This window comes from Cyanobium sp. Candia 9D4 (genome assembly GCF_024346155.1).
GTDB lineage: Bacteria > Cyanobacteriota > Cyanobacteriia > PCC-6307 > Cyanobiaceae > Cyanobium > Cyanobium minutissimum.
The window spans coordinates 59,239-79,483 of record NZ_JAGQCK010000005.1; the positions used below are offsets into that span (position 1 = coordinate 59,239).

19 protein-coding genes are annotated in these 20,245 nt (G+C 68.9%); 8 read left to right on the forward strand and 11 right to left on the reverse strand.

The features are described from left to right. Positions 1–6 precede the first annotated feature (6 nt). Positions 7–1,059: a diguanylate cyclase gene (locus tag KBZ08_RS11515; RefSeq protein WP_254973078.1), complete on the forward strand. Its 1,053-nt coding sequence runs from the start codon at positions 7–9 to the stop codon at positions 1,057–1,059. Between the two features lie 50 nt (positions 1,060–1,109). Here the strand turns inward: KBZ08_RS11515 and KBZ08_RS11520 are convergent, their stop codons facing one another. From KBZ08_RS11520 to psbP, 6 genes are all read right to left on the reverse strand, one after another. Next, a complete protein-coding gene (locus tag KBZ08_RS11520; protein WP_254973080.1) occupies positions 1,110–3,701 on the reverse strand; it encodes an ATP-binding protein in 2,592 nt (863 codons plus the stop codon). Positions 3,702–3,716: 15 nt separating this feature from the next. Then, on the reverse strand, positions 3,717–4,664 hold the full coding sequence (locus tag KBZ08_RS11525) for an ABC transporter substrate-binding protein (protein WP_254973082.1): 948 nt from the start codon (positions 4,662–4,664) through the stop codon (positions 3,717–3,719). A gap of 192 nt (positions 4,665–4,856) precedes the next feature. After that, positions 4,857–5,048: a hypothetical protein gene (locus KBZ08_RS11530; protein ID WP_015108561.1), complete on the reverse strand. Its 192-nt coding sequence runs from the start codon at positions 5,046–5,048 to the stop codon at positions 4,857–4,859. Positions 5,049–5,060: 12 nt separating this feature from the next. Further along, positions 5,061–6,353, reverse strand: coding sequence for an NHLP bacteriocin system secretion protein (locus KBZ08_RS11535; RefSeq protein WP_254973085.1), 1,293 nt, complete (start codon positions 6,351–6,353; stop codon positions 5,061–5,063). A gap of 98 nt (positions 6,354–6,451) precedes the next feature. Continuing rightward, the gene (locus KBZ08_RS11540) at positions 6,452–7,516 is read right to left on the reverse strand and encodes an FAD-dependent oxidoreductase (protein WP_254973086.1); all 1,065 of its coding nucleotides are present in this window, start codon (positions 7,514–7,516) and stop codon (positions 6,452–6,454) included. 2 nt (positions 7,517–7,518) lie between these two features. Further along, positions 7,519–8,130 (reverse strand): photosystem II reaction center PsbP, encoded by a 612-nt coding sequence (psbP, locus tag KBZ08_RS11545; RefSeq protein ID WP_219904432.1) that lies wholly within the window; start codon positions 8,128–8,130, stop codon positions 7,519–7,521. 139 nt (positions 8,131–8,269) lie between these two features. Here psbP and recR point away from each other — a divergent pair, with 139 nt between their 5' ends. Next, a complete protein-coding gene (gene recR / locus KBZ08_RS11550) occupies positions 8,270–8,839 on the forward strand; it encodes a recombination mediator RecR (protein WP_396103646.1) in 570 nt (189 codons plus the stop codon). A 36-nt stretch (positions 8,840–8,875) separates the two neighbouring features. Further along, the gene (lipA, locus tag KBZ08_RS11555; protein ID WP_254973089.1) at positions 8,876–9,799 is read left to right on the forward strand and encodes a lipoyl synthase; all 924 of its coding nucleotides are present in this window, start codon (positions 8,876–8,878) and stop codon (positions 9,797–9,799) included. A 38-nt stretch (positions 9,800–9,837) separates the two neighbouring features. Here the strand turns inward: lipA and KBZ08_RS11560 are convergent, their stop codons facing one another. The 4 genes from KBZ08_RS11560 to KBZ08_RS11575 form a co-directional block, all read right to left on the reverse strand. Beyond that, positions 9,838–10,386, reverse strand: a complete 549-nt coding sequence (locus KBZ08_RS11560) for a DOMON-like domain-containing protein (protein WP_254973092.1) — start codon at positions 10,384–10,386, stop codon at positions 9,838–9,840. Beyond that, on the reverse strand, positions 10,386–11,525 hold the full coding sequence (locus KBZ08_RS11565) for a phosphotransferase enzyme family protein (RefSeq protein ID WP_254973093.1): 1,140 nt from the start codon (positions 11,523–11,525) through the stop codon (positions 10,386–10,388). Before KBZ08_RS11565 ends, KBZ08_RS11560 begins: the two co-directional genes overlap by 1 nt. Continuing rightward, positions 11,522–12,217, reverse strand: coding sequence for a phosphoribosyltransferase (locus KBZ08_RS11570; RefSeq protein ID WP_254973095.1), 696 nt, complete (start codon positions 12,215–12,217; stop codon positions 11,522–11,524). Before KBZ08_RS11570 ends, KBZ08_RS11565 begins: the two co-directional genes overlap by 4 nt. A 123-nt stretch (positions 12,218–12,340) precedes the next feature. Beyond that, positions 12,341–13,189 (reverse strand): hypothetical protein, encoded by an 849-nt coding sequence (locus KBZ08_RS11575; protein WP_254973097.1) that lies wholly within the window; start codon positions 13,187–13,189, stop codon positions 12,341–12,343. A gap of 250 nt (positions 13,190–13,439) precedes the next feature. Between KBZ08_RS11575 and KBZ08_RS11580 the strand changes: the two genes are divergently transcribed. From KBZ08_RS11580 to KBZ08_RS11600, 5 genes are all read left to right on the forward strand, one after another. Next, positions 13,440–14,456, forward strand: a complete 1,017-nt coding sequence (locus KBZ08_RS11580) for a bifunctional nicotinamide-nucleotide adenylyltransferase/Nudix hydroxylase (protein WP_254973098.1) — start codon at positions 13,440–13,442, stop codon at positions 14,454–14,456. 111 nt (positions 14,457–14,567) lie between these two features. After that, complete coding sequence (locus KBZ08_RS11585) at positions 14,568–15,947, forward strand: nicotinate phosphoribosyltransferase (protein ID WP_254973100.1); 1,380 nt, start codon at positions 14,568–14,570, stop codon at positions 15,945–15,947. A 27-nt stretch (positions 15,948–15,974) separates the two neighbouring features. Continuing rightward, positions 15,975–16,619 (forward strand): thermonuclease family protein, encoded by a 645-nt coding sequence (locus tag KBZ08_RS11590; protein ID WP_254973101.1) that lies wholly within the window; start codon positions 15,975–15,977, stop codon positions 16,617–16,619. A 74-nt stretch (positions 16,620–16,693) separates the two neighbouring features. Beyond that, a complete protein-coding gene (locus KBZ08_RS11595) occupies positions 16,694–19,465 on the forward strand; it encodes a cation-transporting P-type ATPase (RefSeq protein ID WP_254973102.1) in 2,772 nt (923 codons plus the stop codon). 43 nt (positions 19,466–19,508) lie between these two features. Then, a complete protein-coding gene (locus KBZ08_RS11600) occupies positions 19,509–19,724 on the forward strand; it encodes a Nif11-like leader peptide family natural product precursor (RefSeq protein WP_015108575.1) in 216 nt (71 codons plus the stop codon). 22 nt (positions 19,725–19,746) lie between these two features. Here the strand turns inward: KBZ08_RS11600 and KBZ08_RS11605 are convergent, their stop codons facing one another. Next, complete coding sequence (locus tag KBZ08_RS11605) at positions 19,747–20,208, reverse strand: cupin domain-containing protein (protein WP_254973104.1); 462 nt, start codon at positions 20,206–20,208, stop codon at positions 19,747–19,749. Positions 20,209–20,245 lie beyond the last annotated feature (37 nt).

Here is a 20,245-nt window from a genome sequence, read left to right on the forward strand (position 1 = left end):
GATCCATTGAAACCGCCTGAGACCCCTGACGACGAACCGCTTCGGCTGGCCAAGCTTCGATCCCTGGGTCTCCTCGACACAGGACAGGACGCCCGTTTCGATCGGCTCACCAGACTGGCCCAGAGGATCTTCAAGGTTCCGATCGCAATGGTCAGCCTTGTCGATGAACATCGGCAGTGGTCGAAATCCACCTCAGGTCTAGGTGGTTCGGAAGCCTCCAGAAGCGTGTCGTTCTGTGGTCATGCGATTCTTGGCTCAGAGGTATTCATCGTTCCCGACGCCTTGGAGGATGAACGATTCCATGATAATCCTCTGGTTCTGGGAGAGCCCCATGTTCGCTTTTATGCGGCTTGTCCCTTGACGGTGGACCATCGAAAGATCGGCACCCTGTGCATCGTCGATCAGGCACCCCGAACCCTTGATGGGGAGCAGATCGAGATCCTGAAGGATCTGGCGAGCGTTGTGGAGCAGGAGGTGGTCTCCACCCTGCTGGCCACCAGGGACAAGCTCACCGGCCTGGAGAACAGGCGCGGATTTCTTGCCCTTGCCCAGCAGAGCCTTCAGCTCTGCACGCGCCAGGCGATACCGGTTTCGCTCCTCTATCTCGATCTGAACGATTTCCAACGAATCAACCACCTCCACGGGCGCCAGGCTGGTGATGAGGTCCTGATCACCCTGGCGGATCGGATCACGGATGTCTGCCGAGACTCCGATGTGGTGGCCCGACTCGGTGGGGATGCCTTCGTGGTCCTGCTGATCAACGCCACCCGGGAGCAGTCCGACACCGTGGTCCATCGCATCGAGAAAGCCCTCGAGCAGGACAACGGACTGTCGAACAAGGACGATGCCATCTCGTTCTCCTATGGCATCACCGCCTATCAACCGGAACGGCATGAAACCATTGTCGAGCTCCTGGCCGATGGGGAGGCCCTGATGAAGGAGATCAAGCAGCTGCGATCCCTCCAACAGGAGGATGGCCAGACCCCTGGGCCCGCCGCATCAGAGGCCGACCGCGCCCGGGCAGGCGCCAGCAGCGTGTTGCAGAAGCACAGCAGCTGAACTCCCTGCCGCCGCAGGAACGGAGTCCACGGCGATCCATGAATCCGAAATCAAGGGGCCAGAGGCGATCCTCTCTCGCCAGCGGTCTCCAGGATCCTGCGGATGGTCTGGTCAAGCTCCTGGAGTTTCACCGGCTTGGCCAGGTACTCGCTGGCACCGGCAGCCAGGCACTTCTCCCGGTCGCCTTTCATCGCCAACGCCGTCAGCACGATGATGGGCATCACCGCCAGCTCTGGCCTGTCGCTGGAGCGGATCATGCGCAGGACGGAAAAACCGTCCACCACCGGCATCGACATGTCCAGAATCAACAGGCTGGGAACACGGTCGTGCAGGAAGTCGATCGCCTCCTGGCCATTGACCACCTCCTGCACCCGGTATCCCTTGGCGTGGAGATAGCGTGCGTAGATCAGTCGGTTGACCCGACTGTCCTCCGCCAGCAGGATCAACGACCGCTCCGCTGGAACGCCGTCCTCGGCTCCGTCCGAGGCCATCGGCGCCGTATCCGGCGCTGATTCCTCCGTGGATGCCTCTGGGGGGAGTGTGACAGGAAGCCGGACGCTGAAGCGGGTTCCCTGTCCATGGGCCGATTGCAGGCTGATGTCCCCGCCATGGGCCAGGAGGATGCGTTTCACGATCGAGAGGCCAAGGCCGGAGCCCGTGAACTGGCGGTTCAAGCCACTGTCGATCTGCACGAAGGGCTGGAAGATCTTGTCCTGATCCTCCCGATCGATGCCGATGCCTGAATCGATCACACAGAGCCTGAGCGTGGCCTGACCAGCCGCCGCCTCCGGGGGACAGCTCAGCCCGACCTCCAGACGAACCGATCCTCCAGCGGGAGTGAACTTGACAGCATTACTGAGCAGGTTGATGAGAACCTGACGCAGCAGCCGCCCATCAAGCAGAACAACAGGCAGGGCAGGGTCGATCTGTGAGGACAGGTGAATCGACTTGGCCTCCGCCATTCGCTCGATGGTGGCGATGCAGGCGTGGCAGAGAACAGGGATCGAGACGGGATGGGGATGGACTTCAAGCTTGCCGGCTTCGATCTTGGTGATGTCAAGGATATCGTTGATCAACTCCAGCAGATGGTGTCCACTGCGATCAATCTCCTCCAAGGCCTTGCGCTGGATCGGGGACATCTCGCCATAGATATTCTCCTGCAAGGATTCCGCCATCCCGAGAATGCCATTCAGTGGGGTTCGCAGTTCATGGCTCATGTTGGCCAGGAACTCATCTTTCAGGCGCGTCGAGCGAGCCAGCTGGTCATTGATCGAGGCCAACTCATCGTTCACGGTGATCAGGCGTTCTTCAGCCAGCTTCTTCTCTTGCAGCTCGTCCTCCAGTTTGGCGAACAGGTCAGCCTGCTGGATGGCGATGCTGAGTTGGCTCGCGACATGATTGACAACTTGAAGATCCTCCTCACTCCAGCGACGAGGCCGTTTGGAGTGATGCATACACAACAGCCCCCATAGACGGGAACCGCAGATCAGTGGAACCACCAGATTGGCCTGAATCTTCAGGCCAAGAAGAAGCTCCCGATAGCAGGGCTCCAAGGCGGCTGTCGCCACATTATCAATGACCTGATGTCCGCCCTTGAGGTAGCGAGAGACCAGCGCATCGTCGAAACAGGTATCGTCGATCGAAACGGCCAACAACGACTCCGTATCTGGCTGAACCGCCTCCGCGATAAAGGCACCACGATGACACTGGCAAGCCTGATCGAACTGATAGATGGCCACCCGGTCAACCGCAAGATAGGGAAGCATTTCGTTGACCGCCACCTGAAAGATGCGCTTGAGCTCAAGAAACGTGAGAATCCGCTCCGTGATCTCCCGCAGGATCAGTTCACGTTGTATCTGGCGCTTTAGATTGACAGCATTCTGCTCCATTTTCTCCGCCATCTGATCAAACGCCACGGAGATTCCAGCCAGCTCATCGGAGCCATCCAGTCCACTCCTTACCGCCAGATCGCCTTCACCCAGGGCGTGGCTGGCGGCGATGAGTTTTCTGATCCGACTGGTCAGCGCATACTGAAAGAACAGCCAGACGCAGATACCGAGAAGAACCAGAAGAGCATTGAACGCCAGAGTCCGCCGGAGCGCTTCACGGAACGCGGTGCGCTTCGCCTCGGCCAGGCTGTAGTCAACATAAAAAATACCGACACGAGATGGCTTCAGTTCGCCAGGCAGGGGCTTGAGCAGGATGGGATAAACGGCTGACAGATGAAGGCGGTCCGTCGAGAGTCGGACCGTTCCCCGAAGCGAACGGCGAGCCTGGGAAAAGAGGGAGGCCAACGGCGCCGCTTCCGTCGCTCCGATGGGTTGGCCCTCAAGGCTGTAGTCACTGGCACGGAGAACGATGTTCCTGTCGTTGAAAAGAATCACATTCCGATAGCCCGCATTGGTTCCCAGCTGGCTGATCAATGCAACGACTTGATCACTCTGCTGATCAGTTCGATAGAGATAGTCCACCATTCGCGCGGCCTGGGAGACCGAGGACTTCAGATAGATGGTGGCGCTTTGCTCGGATCTGCGATTGGCATCTTGAACTTCCAGAGCAAACTGAATGGCACCAATCGAAAAACCACTCACGACAATCAGGGCCGGGATCGTGAAGCGAAGGGGCGGAGGGAATCTGGTCATGCTGCGATCCACCGCCTAACGACGAGCCAGCGCACGCTCGACAAACTGAGCATCCAGAAGACTGGCAGGGTCTATCGTTTTCGTGATCAGCCCGTTGTCATGCATGACCCTGATCAGGTTGGTCATGGTGACCACCAGCGATGGATCCCGCTGAGTCAGCAACGCCACATTCGTTTCCAGTGACGGCTGCTCCAGCAGACGGAAAGCCTCCAAGAGTTCCTCCGGCTTCACCCGGGTGCGCCTGGCCATGCGCCGGGCGGCATCGGCCGGATTGCTTTGGAAATAACCCAGGGCCTTGAATCTCGCCTCCACGAGGGTCTGCAGATTCTCGGCGTTGTTGGCGATCGCCTCGCTGCTGGCGGCCAGGGTGTCCACAATCTCTCCCGGGATCCCGCTGCTGTCAAACAAGGGGATGGCGCCCGCCTTGAGCAGGTTGGTGCGCGCCGGGCCAAAGGTCACCACCGCATCGACCCTTCCAGCCCTGTAGGCAGCCTCGTGATCCCCCAGTTCCAACGACACCACCGTGACGTCCTGGGGGGTCATGTCGTTGAGCTCCAGGGCTCGGCCGAGAAAAAAGGCCCCCAGGGCGGTGGCCTCCACGCCGATGCGCTTGCCCTTCAGCTCTCCCATCGTCCTCAGGCCAGGTCTGGCAAGGATCACGTCCCCTCCGTTGGAGAAGTCCATGATGGCGATGATCCGGATGTCCCCCTGGGTGGCGGCCAGGGTGATCACCTGATCGATCGACAGGCCTGCTCCATCGATTTCATCGTTTCGGTAGGCCCTGACTTCCTCGGTCCCGGAAGGAAAATCAATCAGTCGGATGGGCTTGTCTTTCAGCTCACCCAGGTCTCTGGCCAGGTAGAGAGTTTCATAACCGGTCCAGAGGTTGGCGCCGATCCGCAGGGGCAACGACGCTGGCCTGAAGCAACCGAACAGCGCCGCCAGCATGGCCAGGACGACCATACCGATCAGAACCCATCGCGGACGGTACGGAATCCTCACTGTTCTCTGCCGCACCCTGGAGCCTGCATCCATGGGCTGAATTATCAGCGTCTCAGGAAACGACGATCCGGCGAGGGAACAAAACGTTGATGCACGGTGTCCTCCATGGGCAGAAGTTCAACACTTACCAGCCGGAGTCCTGCGACGAAGCGATCATTCGGGACGGGAAGAATACCAGCGCTCGATCCTGTAGCCCAGGATCACCAGGAGCACCACCAGCCAGAACCACAGTTCCGGTGGGTTGGCATTGCACAGGACTACCAGGAGCACCACCTCACTGACCAGCCAGGGGAGCTCCTGGCGCAGCAGGGGATTGCGGATCTGCCACCACCGGCGGTCAGCCATGGCGCTGCTCACTCATGGCGGGGCTCCACTCTGGCGCAGGGAAGGACGGTCCCAGAGCCGATCGATCCGGAGGCTGCGGTAACCGCCCGTCAGGGAACGCAGGCCCGGAATCACGTAGGTGATCGGGGTGCGCCACTCCACGTAGGCATGGGCGGCGATCGTCAGGCCCTCCCGCACAGGAAACACCCCGCTGCCGCCGGAGAGGGTCCAGCGGTAGCCGTCCCGGCTGGTGGGGTCCCGCTCCAGGGCGATCTCCGTCCGCATCACCGGTCCGTGCTTGAGCAGGTCCCGGGCCAGCTGGGGGTTGCCGATGGTGGTGGAGATGTCCTCCTCCGTGGCCGGCAGGGCCAGCACCTGAACCACCTTGCCGACGATGCCGCCGAACCGACCCCGCTGGTCCCAGAGGGGCACCACCTCCACCGGCAGGCCGGCCGGCAGGCGGCGGGCATCGGCCGGGGCGAAGTAGGCCACCGCCTGCAGCCGCGGCCCCCCGGCACCGCCGGCGCCGGCCCGGCCCAGGGTGCCGAGGCGCTGGCCGGTGGCCACCGTCTGGCCCTGAATCACCTGCAGGTCCAGCACGGTGCCGTCCCGGTCGGCCAGCACCTGGCCGTCGAAGGCCAGGCGGGCCTCGGTGACCCGGATCTGACGGCGCATGTCGTCGATCTGGTAGCGACGCCGCAGGGCCTGGGTCTGGATGTCCAGCCGGACCTGCTCATAGCGGGTGAGCAGATCCTTCTCCTGGATCCTGACCGCATCAAGACTGACGCTGGTGCTGGTCAGGCCCTGCTCGGCCGCCACCACCTCGGAGGCCAGGGGCGCCACCACCTCCCGCTGGCTCAGCCAGCGCAGGTTGCGCACCTTCTCCGCATAGGTGGCCGCCAGCTCCTCATAGCGGCGCCGGTCCTGGGCCAGCTTGGCCAAGGCGGTGTCGAGGCTGAGCCGCTCGCTGGAGAGCCGCAGGGCATCGCGCCGGTCGAGCTCGCGGTTGTCGCGCTCCAGCTGGGCGAGGTTGCCGCGCTGCTGCTGCAGCTGGCGGTCGAGCACCGGCAGGTACAGCTCCATCAGCACCTGCCCCTTGCGCACCTGCTGCCCGACGGCCACCCGCAGCCGTCGCACCTGGCCGCCGGCGCGGGCATCCAGCAGACCGGCGGTGTCGGGGTAGATCAGCACCCCCTGCCCCATCACCTCCGTGGGAACCGGCCAGAACAGCACCCAGAGCCCGAGGGCCCCGCCCATCGCCACCAGGCAGGCCCCCACCTGGCCGCGATCGCTGAGGCCACTCCAACGACGGCGCAGGGTCGCCACCGGCCGGCGAGACTGGGCTGCTCCGGGCGGAAGGGCTGCACCGGTCGGGGGAGCGGACGTGGCCATCGCCGCCAGCATGCTGGATGGAAGGCCGCCTGTCAGCCCGGCAGGACGCCGAATCCGGCCAGATCCCCCGGATCGGCCAGCCCGGCGATCACATCGGCCAGCAGGGGGGCGAGCACCGGCACCTGGGCGAAGGCGCCGCCGAATCCGCTGAACACCCAGAGGCCCGCCGTGTCGCCCAGGGGCCCCACCAGGGGAAGGCCACCGCTGCAGAAGGCCACCGGCACCTGGTGGTAGGGGCCCGGCAGGGCGGCCAGCACCGGATCGAGCCCGGCCAGGCCGGCCCGCAGGCGGCGTTCCATCACGGCCACCGCAGGCGGCTCACCGGGATCCACGCCCGGCCGCACCAGGCTGATCTGCCCCAGCAGCAGCCCCTTTCCCCGGGGGGCGAAGCCGGCATCGACGATCCAGCGCTCCTCCGCCAGCTCCGGAGCCCGGGCCTCCAGGGACGGCCGTTGCCAGTGGCGCGGCTGCACGATGCGACGCGAAGCCGCATGGCGCTGCCAGGGGCTGGACGAGGCGGGCGGCAGGGAAGGGCTTGCCGGCAGCGCCAGCACCCCGGCCCAGCTGGCGCGATGGCGCTGCGGCAGAGCCGGGGCCAGGGCGCGGCAACCGGCCCCGGCCGCCAGCACCACCTGATCCGTCACGAGGCTGCCGCCGGGCTCCAGCTGCAGTTGCCAGCCGGCGGCCACCGGCCGCGGCGGCGCCACCACCCTCCCCCGCCGATGCTCGACAGCGGCCGCCGCCAGCGCCCCGGGCAGGGCGGCCATCAGCGCCGCGGTGTCCACCTGGGCGAAGGGGGGGCGCAACAGCGGGGTGGTCCAGCCGCCGCCATGGAGGCGCAGGCCGCAGCCCCGCCAGCCGAGCCGCCCATGGCGCGCCTGCAGCCGTCGCCAGCGGGCGGGGGCCTGGTGCAGCAGCCGGCCCAGGGGCCCCGGAGCCCCGGCCCACCAGGCCACCCCCCCGTAGCTGAGGGCCGTGGCCGTCGCCTCCCCCGCATCCACCAGGGTCACCGCCAGACCCCGCTCCGCCAGCTCCAGGGCCAGCAGGCTGCCGGCCAGCCCGCCGCCGATGACGGTCAGCGAGCCGGGGGCGGACACCTTCAGATCTGCAGGGTGAAGGAGCCGATCACCACGGCGAACAGGTCCTTCACCTTGTTCCAGCGGGCCTCGTTGGTGCTGGCGGCGAAGGTGTAAAGGCGGCCGCGGTCGACCACCACCGTGGCGAGCTCGTGGCGGTCCCGGTCGGCCAGATGGACCGTGTACTCCAGGTCGTAGTAAGTCCGCCCCCCCTGCTCCCGCTCGTGGGCCTCCACCAGTTCGGCATCCCGGCCGCTGCCTTCCGGGGAGATGACGCTGCGCCGCAGGGTCTCGCCCACCTCGACGGCGCTGCCGAGCTGGCTGAGATCCCGGTCGGGGGTGACCTCGGACACCACCAGGCTGAGGGTCTCGTCGCTGTTGATCAGGTCGTGGAAGACCACCTGGGGACCATTGCTGACCTGCACCCGGGTCCAGCCGGTGGGGTACAGGAAGGCATAGCGGCCATCCGGGCTCTGGAAGGAGTTCAGGCCCGCGGCGGCGGCGCTGCAGCCCACCAGCATCAGGGTCAGCAGCAGGGCCGCCAGCAGGGAGCCGCCCCGGGCGCGCCAGGGGACGGTGGCCGCAGGGGCCGCGGCAGCGGTGGCAACGGGCTGGTGGGTGGCGTGGAAACCCATGGCGCGGGGCGGGGCAGGGGAGCTGGCGGGAGCCGGGGCCATCCTCACCCGGCGCCGTCGCCCGCCGCGAGTGGGCCGCCTAGATTCCCTTCCACCTGCGGCCGGTTCGCTGAGCGGTTTCACCCGACCCCTGGCCCGGCTGATCGACCAGTTCGAACGACTCCCCGGCATCGGGCCCCGCACGGCCCAGCGACTGGCCCTGCACCTGCTGCGCCAGCCCGAGGAGCAGATCCGCAGCTTCGCCGATGCCCTGCTCGCAGCCCGCAGCCAGGTGGGGCAGTGTCGTCGCTGCTTCCACCTCTCGGCCGAGGAGCTCTGCGAGATCTGCCGCAACGAGGAGCGCCGCAACGGGCAGATCTGTGTGGTGGCCGACTCCCGCGACCTGCTGGCGATGGAGCGCAGCCGCGAATTCCACGGCCAGTACCACGTGCTGGGCGGACTGATCTCGCCGATGGATGGGGTGGGTCCGGAGCTGCTGCAGATCCAGCCCCTGGTGGAGCGGGTCGACCGGGAGGGGGTGATCGAGGTGATCCTGGCCCTCACCCCCAGCGTGGAGGGGGACACCACCAGCCTCTACCTGGCCCGCCTGCTCAAACCGTTCACCAGCGTCACCCGCATCGCCTACGGCCTGCCGGTGGGGGGGGAGCTGGAATATGCCGACGAAGTCACCCTGGCCCGGGCGTTCGAAGGACGCCGGCGCATGGAATGAATCCCACGCCTGACCCCGACGCCTGAGAGCGACCCCATGACCGCCACCAGCCGCTACAGCGCCATCCCCCCCGCCGAGCGGCTGCCGGAGTGGATCCGGCGTCCCCTGGGGCAGGCCTCGGCCACCGAACGGGTGCAGGGGGTGGTCAAGGCGCAGCGGCTGCACACCATCTGCGAGGAGGGCCGCTGTCCCAACCGGGGTGAGTGCTACGCCGCCGGGACGGCCACCTTCCTGCTGGGGGGGCCGATCTGCACCCGCAGCTGCGCCTTCTGCCAGGTGGACAAGGGCCGGGCCCCGGTGCCCTTGGACGGGGCCGAGGCGGAGCGGGTGGCGGAGGCGGTGCAGGTGCTCGGTCTGCGTTACGTGGTGCTCACCGCCGTGGCCCGCGACGACCTGCCCGACCACGGGGCGAGCCTCTTCACCACCACCATCGCGGCGATCCGCCGCCGGGATCCCCAGGTGCTGATCGAGGTGCTGACGCCCGATTTCTGGGGCGGACACCCCGACCCCGAAGCGGGCCGCCGGGCCCAGCGCCAACGGCTGAGCGCAGTGCTGGCCGCTGCACCGGTCTGCTTCAACCACAACCTCGAGACGGTGGAGCGCCTGCAGGGGGAGGTGCGCCGCGGCGCCACCTACCGCCGCTCCCTCGACCTGCTGGCCATGGCCCGGGAGCTGGCGCCGGGGATTCCGACCAAGTCCGGCCTGATGCTGGGCCTCGGTGAGACCGCCGCCGAGGTGGTGAGCACCCTGGAGCACCTGCGGGCCGTCGGCTGCCAGCGGCTCACCCTGGGACAGTACCTGCGCCCCTCCCTCGCCCACATCCCCGTGGCCCGCTACTGGCGGCCGGAGGAGTTCGAGGAGCTGGGCGCCATCGCCCGCGCCATGGGCTTCGCCCAGGTGCGCAGCGGCCCCCTGGTGCGCAGCAGCTACCACGCCGAAGCCAGCGACGCCGGCACCTGAGACCAAAGGACGCGGCGCGTGAAGCCAGCGGCACGCCCTCAGAGACCCAGCAGGAAGGCGTCCCGGCGGTGGAAATCGGGCGCAGCCCCCGGATGGGCCAGGGCCCAGTAACTCAGCTGGCTGCGGAGATCCTCGATCACCCCGGCGATCGCCACCTGCAGGGGGGCACCGGCGGGGATGGCGGCCGGCAGCGGCAGGTCCAGCTCCATCGACAGGACACCGTCCCGCTGGCTGACCCGGTGCAGGGGCCGGTCGTAGCCAGGCTCCGGCCGCAGCCCCTGCCGGTAGTCCTCCAGCCGGTACAGGTTCCAGTGGCCGGCCGGGGAGAGATTCAGTTCCCAGTAGGGCCGCTCTCCCGCGATGCCCCAGAAGCACTCGAAGCAGGTCGCCGTCCAGAGATTGTCCCGTCGCTCGGGCGAGGCCACCGGTGGCGGCACCTGCACCGTCTCGATCGCGCCCCCCAGCCGATAGCGGAGCTTCAGCTGGGCACCCTCCCGGCTGACCTCCCCCTCCAGCCGCAGGTCCGGAGCGGGGCACTCGCCGCCGAAGGGACGGAGGTCGAAGCCGTGGCGGAGGGGAGCCGGCATCAGGGGGCGCCGGCGCCGCCGGCCCGGAGCTCGTCGATCACGGCGAGGATCGATCGTTCCTGGGCCTCGATGCTGGCCGTCAGCCGGAACTGCACCAGGGCCCGTTGCAGATTGTGGTCGGGCCGCTCCGTCCGGAAGTAGACGTTTCCCGCCAGGTGATCGGTGAAGAAGCGCAGGCCGAGCTCGAAGCTGATCAGGCGGATCGCGGCATAGAGACGGTCGTAGTCGGCCTCGGTGAGAAAGCCTGAGGCGGCGGAGAGGTAGCCGCCCAGCACCGCGCGGCAGAGATCCACATCGAAGCGGACGGCCTCCAGATCCGCCGTCTCCTCACCGAGAGGATTGCAGCAGGAGCGCAGGCAGTCGCCGATGTCGTAATGGATCAACCCGGGCTTCACCGTGTCGAGATCCACCAGGGCCACGGCCCGGCCGGAGCCGTCCTCCAGCATCACGTTGCTGACCTTGGGATCCCCGTGGATGGGGCGGAGCCGCAGCTGGCCGCTGGCCCTGGCCCCCTCCAGCACCGACGCGAAGCCCCGGCGCTCCTCCACGAAGGCCCGGCAATGGCTGACGTCGCCCCCGGCTGCGGCCGGCGCGCCGGCCAGCACGGCGTCGTACTGCTCCAGGTACCGGGGGGTGATGTGGAATCCCTCAAGGGTGTCGGCCAGGCGCTCCGGCGGCAGATCACTGACCAGGTGGTGGAACAGACCCAGACCGACGCCCACCTCCCGGGCCTGGTCGGGACTGGTCACCAGATCGAAGCTCCTGGAAGATTCGACGAAGGTGATCAGACGCCAGAAGCCGTCCTCCCGCTCCACCCAGGGCCGCTGGTCGGCGCGGCAACGCACCACCCGGGGGACCTCCCAGCGGCGCTCCCCCAGGGGGGAGTCCCCCTCAGCCAGGCGGCGCTCGACGTGGTCCCCGAGGGCGAGGATGTTGGCCATCACCAGATCGGGGCGGGGAAACACCCTGCGGTTCAGCCGCTGCAGGACGAAGCGCCGCACGGGCGGGCCGTCACAGACGACGACGAAGCTTTCGTTGACGTTGCCACTGCCCAGAGGTTCGAGGCTGCGGATCGGGCCGGGAAGATCGAACGCCTCGGCGATGGAGACCAGGGCGCCGTCGGATTCCCCCAGGGTCATGGGCCGCTCACCGGTGGCGCAGGTGCAGTTGATGGTATGCCGCGCTGGCAGCCCTGCAGGAGGGCGAGCACCTCACGGTCGCTGAGCTGCTCGAAGTGCTTGTACCACAACCCCACGGCCTGCAGGTCCTCGACGACGGCCAGGGCCTCGATGCGGTCCACCAGGCGGCCCAGTTCGCCGGCGACCTCCCGATCCACCACCGGCACCGCCAGGGCCAGGGAGGCCGGGCTCACCCGCCGCAAGGACAGCAGCGCCGCCTTCACCGTCATGCCGGTGGCGATGCCGTCGTCCACCACGATCAGGTGTCGGCCGCGCAGCTGAGCGCCGGGTGGGTCCCCGAACAGGCGCTGGCGCCGTTGCAGTTCCAGCTCCTGATCCCGCAGCCAGCCGTGCTCCGTTGCCGTAGTGGCCCGCTGCCGGCCCCCCGCCCCGTGGCGCCAGACCACCACCCCGCCAGCGGCGACAGCCCCGACGGCCAGCTCCGGCCAGCGGGGATCGGCGACCTTGCGCACCGACCAGGTCACCAGGGGCAGCTCCAGCCGCGACGCCATCGCGGCCGCCAGCGGCACTCCGCCCCTGGGCAGGGCCACCAGGGTGGTGTCGCCGCGGTGGCCCCGGCGATCGGCGAAGGCCTCGGCCAGGGCCAGGCCCGCCTGGTGTCGGCTGGTCCAGAGGGGAGCGCGGGTCACCATGGCGAGAGGGACGGCAGAACGGATCGTGCGTGGGCACCGGGGCCACGGGCCCTCCCCATGCCACCTGCTTTCCCTGTGTTAGCCATCGCCGCCGGCGGCGGATGCAGCAGAGGCGCGGCTCCCTCAGGGGACGCTCTGGAGAGACCCCCTCTGGGTCTTCACCTTGGCCCAGACGGCTTCGGTGCCGGCCGCCATCGGCCTGGAGCTGAGGGCGTGGATCTGCAGGACCTGCCCCCTGGGGATGATGCCGAGGGACGAACCTGAGCGGATCGTGCCCTGGGAGCGCAGATACACCGATGTGATGGTGGTGACATCGGCATTGGGCGAGGGTTTCCTGGCGACGTTGATGGTGCGGTCGTCGAGCAGGGCGCCGGAGGGATCCGCCTTGCCGATGTAGATCCATCCCTGCAGGTCGGAAGCGGCGATCTTGGCTGTCGTGATCTCCTCGAGGGCCTGGGCCACGGGCGAAGGTTGCACCTGAACATTCACCACCGCCTCCTGCTGGCGCGACCCCGGGGAATCGCCGATCAGCTTGTCTTCCTTGCGGATCTGGCGCTGCACGATCACATCTTCCGTGCGCGCCAGCATCTCGAGGGCGTTCTTGCAGGTTGACTGCTCCGGAAGTTCCTTGCATTCCTGCCGCAGCAGGAAGGCCGCAGCATCCCGGAGACTGTTCTTTCCACTCTGGAGGGCGATGTTGGCAATGTTCATCTTGTCTTTATCATTGGCCGCAATGATGTAGAGGCCAATCAGGGCAACCTTGCCCTTGGTTTCATTCTCGCCCGTGAGATTGTCCATCTGATCGAGGATCTGTCTGGAGAAGGCCTGGGTTCGCCTGGCCTCCTCGAGAGAATGGGTGATCTGCATCGAGCTCCAGGCCTGGAAAGCCCCGGAGAGGGACACCACCGATGCCGTGAAGATGCTGAGATTCCTGATCAGAGAGGAGGTCTCATCGGAAGGAGAGGGACCCATGCTTCCTCGGACCGCACCGCCGTCCTCAGGCTATGGGAGGCCAGCCCTGGTGGCCCTCCGCTGCAGGCAACGTCACATCACCCACCGGGCAGCGGCCATCGGCACCGGCCTGCGCTCGCCTCCGCGGATCGTGACGCCTGATGGTTCACCCTCAGCGTGGAGCCTCAGCGTTGACCGTCTCCATCGGCGTGCTAGATCGGAGGGGTCCGCCGGTGAGGCGGACGCCATCTCAGGGATTCTGAGGTTCACCATGCATCACGACGCCGCCGTCCTGATCGGACGGTTCCAGCCCTTCCACGAGGGGCATTTCGGGTTGGTCGAGGCGGCTCTGCAGAGGGCCGATCGCTTGATCCTGCTGCTGGGCAGCCACCGCTGCGCTCCGGACATCCGCAACCCCTGGAGTAGTGGCGAACGGGAGGCCATGATCCGGGCCGCCCTTCCGGCCGCGTGGCAGCGGCGGCTGGAGGTGATCCCGATCCGTGACCACCTCTACTCCGACAATCTCTGGCTGGCGGAGGTGCAGCAGAAGGTGCTCGCCGTCACGGCCGAGGACGAGCGGGTGCTGCTCATCGGTCACCGCAAGGATCGCAGCAGTTACTACCTCGATCTGTTTCCCCAGTGGGACTTCCAGGATGTGCCGCTGAAGAGTGATGTCCACGCCACGGCCATTCGCCAGGCCTACTTCTCCGATGCCGATGCACCGGGGTGGGCCGCCCATGTCCCGGAGGCGGTGCGGGCCTTCCTCACGGACTACCGGGCCACGGGGCGCTACCGCTGGCTGCGCCAGGAGGCCGACTACATCGCCGGCTACCGCCAGCTGTGGTCGGTGGCGCCCTATCCGCCCACCTTCGTCACCACCGACGCGGTGGTCGTCCAGTCGGGCCATGTGCTGGTGGTGCGCCGCCGGGTGCGACCCGGCCAGGGGCTGATCGCCCTGCCGGGGGGCTACCTCAACCAGCAGGAGCCGGTGCTCGAGGGAATGCTGCGGGAGCTCCGCGAGGAGACGGGTCTGAAGGTGCCCCGGCCGGTGATCGAGGGATCGATCGCCGATCGCCACGTCTTCGATGCTCCGGGCCGCTCCCTGCGTGGCCGGGTGATCACCCACGCCTTCCTGATCCAGCTCAAGGGCGGGGCCCTGCCCGCTGTCCGCGGCGGCGACGACGCCGAAAAGGCCTTCTGGATGCCCCTGGCCGACATCTACGTCCACGAAGACAGCTTCTTCGAGGACCACGTCCAGATCATCCAGCACTTCATCTCCCGACTCTGAGCGGCGCCGCCGCCGTCGCCGACAGCCGTTGCCGACAGCCGCCCCATCGACGCCTGCGGCCCGGGGAGACCGGGCCGGGGCCAGCCATCCACCCCGTGCGGAGCGCACACCATGGACTTCAATGTTCTGCTCGACACCGACAGCTACAAGGGCAGCCACTGGCTCCAGTACCCCCCCGATCTCACCGCCATGGGGGCCTACCTGGAAAGCCGCGGCGGCGAAAACCCCGACACCCTGTTCTTCGGCCTGCAGATGCTGCTGCAGGACACCCTGGAGCGGCCGGTCACCCGGGGCGATGTGGAGGAGGCCGCCGACCTCTGGAGCGCCCACGGCCTGCCCTTCAACCACCAGGGCTGGCAGCGCCTGCTCAGCGTCCACGGCGGCCGGCTGCCCCTGCGCATCCGGGCCGTCCCCGAGGGCAGCCGGGTGCCCACCGGTAACGTGCTGATGACAGTGGAGTCCACCGATCCGGCCCTGGCCTGGCTGGTCACCTGGGTGGAGACACTGCTGCTGCGCCTCTGGTACCCCACCACCGTGGCCACCCGCAGCTGGCACTTCCGCGAGCTGCTGCGCTCAGCCCTGGAGCGCTCCGCCGATGACCCGGTGGCCGAACTCCCCTTCCGCCTGCACGACTTCGGCTCCCGCGGCGTCTCGAGCCGGGAAAGTGCCGCCATCGGCGGCCTGGCCCACCTGGTGGCCTTCCGCGGCACCGACACCGTCGCCGCCCTGGTGGCGGGCCGGCGCCACTACGACGGCCCGATGGCCGGCTTCTCGATTCCGGCCGCCGAGCACTCCACGATCCTGGCCTGGGGGCAGGAGCACGAGCTGGAGGCCTACCGGACCATGCTCGACCGCTTCGCCCGGCCCGGTGCCGTGCTGGCGGTGGTCTCCGACGCCTACGACCTCTGGAACGCCGTCGACCATCTCTGGGGCGAGCAGCTGCGGGAGCAGGTGATCGCCTCGGGCGCCACCGTGGTGATCCGGCCCGATTCGGGCGACCCGGTGGCGATCGTCCCCGAGCTGCTGCGGCGCCTGGAGGCCCGTTTCGGCAGCCGGCTCAACGGCAAGGGCTACCGGGTGCTGGAGCACGTGCGGGTGATCCAGGGGGACGGCATCACCGCCACCAGCCTGCCGCTGGTGATCGAGGCGATCCTGGCGGCGGGCTTCAGCGTCGAGAACGTGGCCTTCGGCATGGGGGGTGGCCTGCTGCAGCTGGTGAACCGGGACAGCCAGCGCTTCGCCTACAAGGTGTCGTGGGTGGAGCGGGCCGGCCGGATCCGGCCGGTGCACAAGAGCCCGGTCACCGATCCCGCCAAGACCAGCAAGGCCGGCGTGCTCGACCTGATCCGGGACGAACGGGGATACCGGACGGTGGTGCTCGAGCGTCCGGAGCCCCATCCGGCCAGCTGCCTGCAGACCGTCTTCGAGAACGGGGCCCTGCGGCGACGCTGCAGCTTCGAGGAGGTGCGCTCCCGGGCGATGCAAGGCTGAGGGCCCGCCCGCCGTCCCCCCGACGCCATGCCCGGCCACCGGTTGCCGTCGCTGCTGTTCCTGCTGGCCCTGCTGCCGGCCGGGCCGGCGGCAGCGGCGCCGGCCTTCCAGGCCACCGTGCTCTCGATCGGCGATGGCGACACCCTGCGGGTGCGCCGTGGCCAGCAGCGGATCACGGTCCGGCTGGCCTGCATCGATGCCCCGGAGACGGCCCAGAGCCCCTGGGGACAGCAGGCGCGCCAGGCCCTCCTGATGCGCCTGGCCGTTGGGCGGCCGGTGACGATCCAGCCCCACAGCACCGACCGCTTCGGGCGCACGGTGGCTGAGGTGATCCGTGACACCAACATCAACCTGGCCCTGGTGGAGGAGGGGCTGGCCTTCGCCTACCGGCGCTACCTGGCCGGCTGCGACGGGTCGGCCTACCTGGAGGCCGAGGAACGGGCCCGCCGCGGGGGGCTCGGCGTCTGGCGGATTCCGGGTGGGATCACCCGGCCCTGGGACTTCCGGCGCGGCCGCCGCTCCGCCCGGATCCCCGATGACACCACCCCCGACGGGCGCCGCCACTTCTGCAGCCAGATCGGCTCCCATGCCAGGGCCCAGGAGCTGCTGCGCCAGGGCCACGGCTACCTGGATTCGGACGGCGACGGGGAGGCCTGCGAAAGCCTGCGCTGAGCAGGGCCAGCCGGAGGGTCGAGGGGCATGGGCGGCAGCGCTCCTAGGGTTCAGGGGCCACCGGGTGGCTGGCCATGATCCCTCCCGAGGCCACGGACTGGCAGGCCCTGTCCGGGTCGGAATGCCTGCGCCGGCTCGGTGTCGAGAGGGAGGGTCTGGGCGGAGCCGCCGCGGCCGAACGCCTGGCCACCACGGGCCCCAACCGGCTCCATCTGCCGCCGGGTCCCGGGCGCTGGCGGATCCTGCTGGACCAGTTCAGCAACGTGATGCTGCTCCTGCTGCTGGCGGTGGCGGCGGTGTCGGCCGCTCTGGCCGTGGTGGATCACGCCGTCCCCAAGGATGCGATCGCGATCCTGCTGATCGTGGGGCTCACCGCGCTGCTCGGCTACCTGCAGGAGAGCCGGGCGCTGCTGGCCCTGCGCAGCCTGCTGGACCTGGCCCAGCCCCTGGCGCGCGTCCGCCGCGACGGGAGCTGGCAGCGTCTCCCGGGTGACCAGCTGGTGCCGGGCGACCTGATCCGCCTCGAGAGCGGTGATCAGGTGCCCGCGGACGCGCGGCTGCTGGAGGGCAGCGACCTGGGGCTGCAGGAGTCGGCCCTCACGGGCGAAGCCGACCTGGTCAGCAAGCACCCCGAGCCGCCCCTGGCAGCGGACACGCCGCTGGTGGAGCGCTGCAACTGCCTCTTCCTCGGCACCGCGGTGGGCCGGGGCCGGGGGCTGGCGGTGGTGACCGCCACGGGCATGGCCACCGCGCTCGGAGGCATCGCCACGCTGATCCACACCGCCCGCCCGGAGCCGACGCCCCTGCAGCAACGGCTGGCGGACCTCTCCCGCCGGCTGGTGGCCTGGGCCCTGGGGCTTGTGGCGGGGGTGGTGCTGGGGGGCTGGCTGCTCGGCGGCGCCCCCCTGGAGCTGCTGGAGCTGGCCCTCTCCACCGCCGTGGCGATCGTGCCGGAAGGGCTGCCGGCGGTGATCACGGTGAGCCTGGCCATCGGCACCCAGCGGATGGTGCGTCGCGCCGCCCTGATCCGCCACCTGCCGGCGGTGGAGGCGCTGGGCGCCATCACCGTCATCTGCACCGACAAGACCGGCACCCTCACCCAGAACCGGCAGGTGGTGACCGAGCTCCGCTGCGGCACCCTGGCCCTGCACCCCGGTGAGGGGGACGAATACGAGGGCGAGGGCGAACTGGAGGCCGGCGGTGGCCACCATGGCTGGCGGGCCGTCGCGCTGGCACCGCCGCCAGAGGCCGTGGCCGGGATCAGCCCCGGCAGCCTCGACCTGCTGCTGCAGGCCGGCGTGCTCTGCAACGACGCCGAGCCCCGGCAACGGGGGGGAATGGGCGATCCCACCGAAGTGGCATTGCTGGAGATCGCCGCCCGGGCGGGGCTGGAGGCCGCCAGCCTGCGGGCCCAGCACGGGCGTGTCCACGAGATTCCCTTCCGCTCGGAGCAGCGGATGATGGCGGTGTGGCTGAGGGATGCCGACGGGCGGCTGACGGCGCCTCTGGGCCACCCATCGGCGGGCCTCCCAACCGTGGACCGGAGCCTTGGCGAGGACTCGCTGGTCCTGCTCGCCAAGGGAGCTCCCGAGGCGATCCTGCACCGCTGCGACCGCTGGCTGGACGGCGCGGGGATGCGGCCCCTCGATCAGGCCCAGCGGGACTGGTGGCTGGCCCAGGCCCGCGGACTGGCGGCCTCGGGACTGCGGCTGCTGGCCTTCGCCGCCGGCCCCCGGTCTCGGGGCCCGGAGGCCGGGCTGGAGGGCCTGGTGCTGCTCGGCCTGATGGCCCAGCGCGATCCACCCCGGCCGGAGGTGCCCGCTGCCGTGGCCCGCTGCCGGCGGGCCGGCATCCGGCCGGTGATGGTCACCGGCGACCATCCCCTCACGGCGCGCTCGATCAGCGAGGCCATCGGCCTGGCGGAGCCGGGAAGCCCGATCGTTCAGGGGCCGGAGCTGGAGGGCCTCGAAGCGGCAGCGGTGGAAGCGCTGGTGGGCCGGACCAGCCTCTTCGCCCGGGTGGTGCCGGAGCAGAAGCTCCGCATCGTGCGGGCGCTCCAGGCCACGGGTGCGGTGGTGGCCATGACCGGGGACGGGGTCAACGATGCCCCGGCCCTGCGCCAGGCCCACGTCGGTGTGGCCATGGGCATCAGCGGCTCGGACGTGAGCCGGGAAGCGGCCGACGTGGTGCTGCTCGACGACAACTTCGCCTCGATCGTCAATGCCGTGGAGGAGGGCCGGCAGGTGTACGCCAACATCCGCCGCTTCGTGCGCTTCATCCTCGGCTGCAACCTGGGCGAACTGATCACCATCAGCTCCGCCCCGCTGCTGGGGCTGGCCCTCACCCCCCTGCAGATCCTCTGGATCAACCTGGTGACCGACGGACTGCCGGCGCTGGCCCTCGCCCTGGGTCCGCCGGCGGAGGATCTGATGCGCCAGCCGCCGATCGAGCCCAGTGAATCGATCTTCGCCCGGGGTCTTGGCGGCGCCATCCTGCGCATCGGGCTGGTCTTCGGTGCCCTGGTGGTGGCGCTGATGGTGGTGGCCGCCCAGCTGGGACGGCCCTGGCAGACGATGGCCTTCACCACCCTCTGTCTGGCCCAGCTGGGCCATGCCCTGTCCGCCGGCAGCGATCGGGCCCTGTGGCGCACCGCGCCGGCGGCAAACCCCTGGCTGCTGGGGGCGGTGCTGGCCAGCGCCGCCCTGCAGCTGATGCTCCTCTACGTGGCGCCGCTGGCCCACTTCTTCGGCGTCACCCCGCTGACGGCCAGCGAGCTGGCGGCCTGCGGGGGCGTCAGCCTGCTCTTCGTCACCTACCTGGAGCTGGAGAAGTGGTGGAGCCGCTAGCGGCCTGCGCCATGCTGGACGGCCACGCCACCCCCGCCGGCGCATGAGCCTCGATCAGGCCCGCTCCTTCCTGGCCCGCATGCAGGACGACCAGGCCCTGCGCGCCGAAGTGCTGGCCGCCGCCACCGCCGACGACGTCGCCCAGATCGCCGCCGGCAGGGGCTTCGACTTCTCGGGCGATGAGCTGCTGCGCCTGTCGGGGAAGAAGGTGGGTCGGGTCACGGTGACCAAGCAGGACATCCCCGGGGAATACAACTGAGCGGGCCGGCCGGCGCCGGCGCTCAGGCGACCGCCAGCCGGCGCCATTGGCTGCGGAACCGGGGCGGCACCGGATGGGGCTCGTAATCCCTGGGGTCACTCGGTCCGTGGCGGAGCACGGCATTGACCAGCAGGGCCGGGATCCGGCCCCGGTTGATGGCGCCGTGGGGCACCCCGGGGGGAATGCAGACCCAGGTGGCCTCGTCCTCCCGCAGGGGGATGCGGCGCAGCTGGCGGTTCTGGAGCACCACCAGATCGATCGCCCCCCGCAGCACTAGCAGCTGATCGGTCTGAAAGCGGTGGCAGAAGAGTTCGAAGGCGTCGCCCCGGGCGATCTCGGCGATCAGGGTCTCGTCGCTGGTGCGGGGCGCGGAGAAGAGTGCATCTCCGTGGAGCGTGCGCTGGACGGGGACGAGCTCGACGGTTCGGGACAGGGCGGTTCTGGACGGTCCGATTCTGGGCGGGCCGGTTCGGGACTGGACCATGGTGTTCTCGGCAATATCGTTAACTTTCGCGACCGTT

Coding starts and splice junctions, on each gene's coding strand:
- lipA (WP_254973089.1), top strand. CDS start 8,876: ATGACCGCCACCAGCCGCTACAGCGCCATCCCCCCCGCCGAGCGGCTG.
- KBZ08_RS11605 (WP_254973104.1), bottom strand. CDS start 20,208: ATGGTCCAGTCCCGAACCGGCCCGCCCAGAATCGGACCGTCCAGAACC.
- KBZ08_RS11580 (WP_254973098.1), top strand. CDS start 13,440: ATGCATCACGACGCCGCCGTCCTGATCGGACGGTTCCAGCCCTTCCAC.
- KBZ08_RS11590 (WP_254973101.1), top strand. CDS start 15,975: ATGCCCGGCCACCGGTTGCCGTCGCTGCTGTTCCTGCTGGCCCTGCTG.
- KBZ08_RS11585 (WP_254973100.1), top strand. CDS start 14,568: ATGGACTTCAATGTTCTGCTCGACACCGACAGCTACAAGGGCAGCCAC.
- KBZ08_RS11570 (WP_254973095.1), bottom strand. CDS start 12,217: ATGGTGACCCGCGCTCCCCTCTGGACCAGCCGACACCAGGCGGGCCTG.
- KBZ08_RS11560 (WP_254973092.1), bottom strand. CDS start 10,386: ATGCCGGCTCCCCTCCGCCACGGCTTCGACCTCCGTCCCTTCGGCGGC.
- KBZ08_RS11595 (WP_254973102.1), top strand. CDS start 16,694: ATGATCCCTCCCGAGGCCACGGACTGGCAGGCCCTGTCCGGGTCGGAA.
- psbP (WP_219904432.1), bottom strand. CDS start 8,130: ATGGGTTTCCACGCCACCCACCAGCCCGTTGCCACCGCTGCCGCGGCC.
- KBZ08_RS11520 (WP_254973080.1), bottom strand. CDS start 3,701: ATGACCAGATTCCCTCCGCCCCTTCGCTTCACGATCCCGGCCCTGATT.
- KBZ08_RS11565 (WP_254973093.1), bottom strand. CDS start 11,525: ATGACCCTGGGGGAATCCGACGGCGCCCTGGTCTCCATCGCCGAGGCG.
- KBZ08_RS11600 (WP_015108575.1), top strand. CDS start 19,509: ATGAGCCTCGATCAGGCCCGCTCCTTCCTGGCCCGCATGCAGGACGAC.
- KBZ08_RS11525 (WP_254973082.1), bottom strand. CDS start 4,664: ATGGTCGTCCTGGCCATGCTGGCGGCGCTGTTCGGTTGCTTCAGGCCA.
- KBZ08_RS11530 (WP_015108561.1), bottom strand. CDS start 5,048: ATGGCTGACCGCCGGTGGTGGCAGATCCGCAATCCCCTGCTGCGCCAG.
- KBZ08_RS11575 (WP_254973097.1), bottom strand. CDS start 13,189: ATGGGTCCCTCTCCTTCCGATGAGACCTCCTCTCTGATCAGGAATCTC.